General features: G+C 45.0%; 2 tRNA genes and 2 rRNA genes (1 of these 4 cut by a window edge). All 4 read left to right on the forward strand.

Going from position 1 to position 2,500, the window contains the following annotated elements:
* Window positions 1–982: ribosomal RNA gene (locus tag Q4586_RS13845) — 16S ribosomal RNA — on the forward strand; the annotation flags it as partial.
* Between the two features lie 83 nt (window positions 983–1,065).
* A tRNA-Ile gene (locus Q4586_RS13850) sits at window positions 1,066–1,139 on the forward strand.
* A 109-nt stretch (window positions 1,140–1,248) separates the two neighbouring features.
* Window positions 1,249–1,325: transfer RNA gene (locus tag Q4586_RS13855), tRNA-Ala, on the forward strand.
* A 227-nt stretch (window positions 1,326–1,552) separates the two neighbouring features.
* Window positions 1,553–2,500 (forward strand): 23S ribosomal RNA (locus Q4586_RS13860) (it continues 1,929 nt past the right edge of the window).

Consider the following 2,500-nt stretch of genomic DNA (forward strand, 5'->3'; position numbering starts at 1 on the left):
CAAGCGTTATCCGGAATCATTGGGTTTAAAGGGTCCGCAGGCGGTCAATTAAGTCAGAGGTGAAATCCCATAGCTTAACTATGGAACTGCCTTTGATACTGGTTGACTTGAGTTATACGGAAGTAGATAGAATAAGTAGTGTAGCGGTGAAATGCATAGATATTACTTAGAATACCGATTGCGAAGGCAGTCTACTACGTATATACTGACGCTCATGGACGAAAGCGTGGGGAGCGAACAGGATTAGATACCCTGGTAGTCCACGCCGTAAACGATGGATACTAGTTGTTGGGTTAATTCTCAGTGACTAAGCGAAAGTGATAAGTATCCCACCTGGGGAGTACGGTCGCAAGACTGAAACTCAAAGGAATTGACGGGGGCCCGCACAAGCGGTGGAGCATGTGGTTTAATTCGATGATACGCGAGGAACCTTACCAGGGCTTAAATGTAGAGTGACAGGGCTAGAGATAGCTTTTTCTTCGGACACTTTACAAGGTGCTGCATGGTTGTCGTCAGCTCGTGCCGTGAGGTGTCAGGTTAAGTCCTATAACGAGCGCAACCCCTATTTTTAGTTGCTAACAGGTTAAGCTGAGGACTCTAGAGAGACTGCCGGTGCAAACCGTGAGGAAGGTGGGGATGACGTCAAATCATCACGGCCCTTACGTCCTGGGCTACACACGTGCTACAATGGTATGGACAATGAGCAGCCACTATGCGAATAGGAGCGAATCTATAAACCATATCACAGTTCGGATCGGAGTCTGCAACTCGACTCCGTGAAGCTGGAATCGCTAGTAATCGGATATCAGCCATGATCCGGTGAATACGTTCCCGGGCCTTGTACACACCGCCCGTCAAGCCATGGAAGCTGGGGGTGCCTGAAGTTCGTTACCGAGAGGAGCGACCTAGGGTAAAACTGGTAACTAGGGCTAAGTCGTAACAAGGTAGCCGTACCGGAAGGTGCGGCTGGAACACCTCCTTTCTAGAGAAAGATGGTGAGTTACAAAAGGGAAATTTTACTCTTTGCTGTTAATTTTAAATAAAACACTAATAATAAGCTATTCTAGTCTCGTAGCTCAGCTGGTTAGAGCGCTACACTGATAATGTAGAGGTCGGCAGTTCGAGTCTGCCCGAGACTACAAAAAGTTATATTGTTAGAAAGGAAATTCTAGAAACAAAGTTAATTACGAATTACGAATTAGTAATTATTACTAATCTCTACAATCTAATTACTATAAGCTAGTATTAGGGGGATTAGCTCAGTTGGCTAGAGCGCTTGCCTTGCACGCAAGAGGTCATCGGTTCGACTCCGATATTCTCCACCAGGTAGCACCTGGAGGCAATTTATTAAAATTGTTTCAGAGTGCTATAAGAATCAAGTTGATAAAACACTTATCAATTTCGATTCACAAAGTTCATTGACATATTGGTAAAATGATATCGTAAAGAAATCAAGATAGAGAAGTTAAATTAATATTTAACAACAATATTTTTATAAAAATAATAATTATAAAGAGCTCGTTCTAAATAGCAATATTTAGAGCAAAAAGTACAATAAGCTAAATAAGGGCGTATGGCGGATGCCTAGGCTTTCAGAGGCGATGAAGGACGCGATAAGCTGCGATAAGCTACGGGGAGGGGCACATACCTTATAATCCGTAGATTTCCGAATGGGGCAACCCAGCATGTTGAAGACATGTTACCCGTAAGGGGGCGAACCCGGTGAACTGAAACATCTAAGTAACCGGAGGAAGAGAAAACAATAGTGATTCCGTTAGTAGTGGCGAGCGAACGCGGATTAGCCCAAACCAATGTTGTTACGGCAATATTGGGGTTGTAGGGCTGCGACATTAGAATCTAAGTGAACTAGAATTGTCTGGAAAGACAAACCGTAGAGAGTGATAGTCTCGTATAGGTAAGCGAAGAAGATATAGCAGTACCCTGAGTAGTGCGGGACACGAGTAATCCTGTATGAATCCACCGGGACCATCCGGTAAGGCTAAATACTCCTGAAAGACCGATAGTGAACTAGTACCGTGAGGGAAAGGTGAAAAGAACCCTAAGTAAGGGAGTGAAATAGAACCTGAAACCGTACGCCTACAAGCGGTCGGAGCACATTTACTGTGTGACGGCGTGCCTTTTGCATAATGAGCCTACGAGTTACTGTTACTAGCAAGGTTAAGGATTTAAGGTCCGGAGCCGAAGCGAAAGCGAGTCTGAATAGGGCGAACATAGTTAGTAGTAGTAGACGCGAAACCGAGTGATCTACCCATGGGCAGGTTGAAGCTGTGGTAACACACAGTGGAGGACCGAACCAGTTGACGTTGAAAAGTCTTTGGATGACCTGTGGGTAGGGGTGAAAGGCCAATCAAACTCGGAAATAGCTCGTACTCCCCGAAATGCATTTAGGTGCAGCGTTGCAATAAAGTTTTATAGAGGTAGAGCTACTGATTGGATGCGGGGGCTTCACCGCCTACCAATTCCTGACAAACTCCGAATG

The sequence above is a fragment of the Tenacibaculum soleae genome (assembly GCF_030549005.1).
GTDB lineage: Bacteria > Bacteroidota > Bacteroidia > Flavobacteriales > Flavobacteriaceae > Polaribacter > Polaribacter soleae.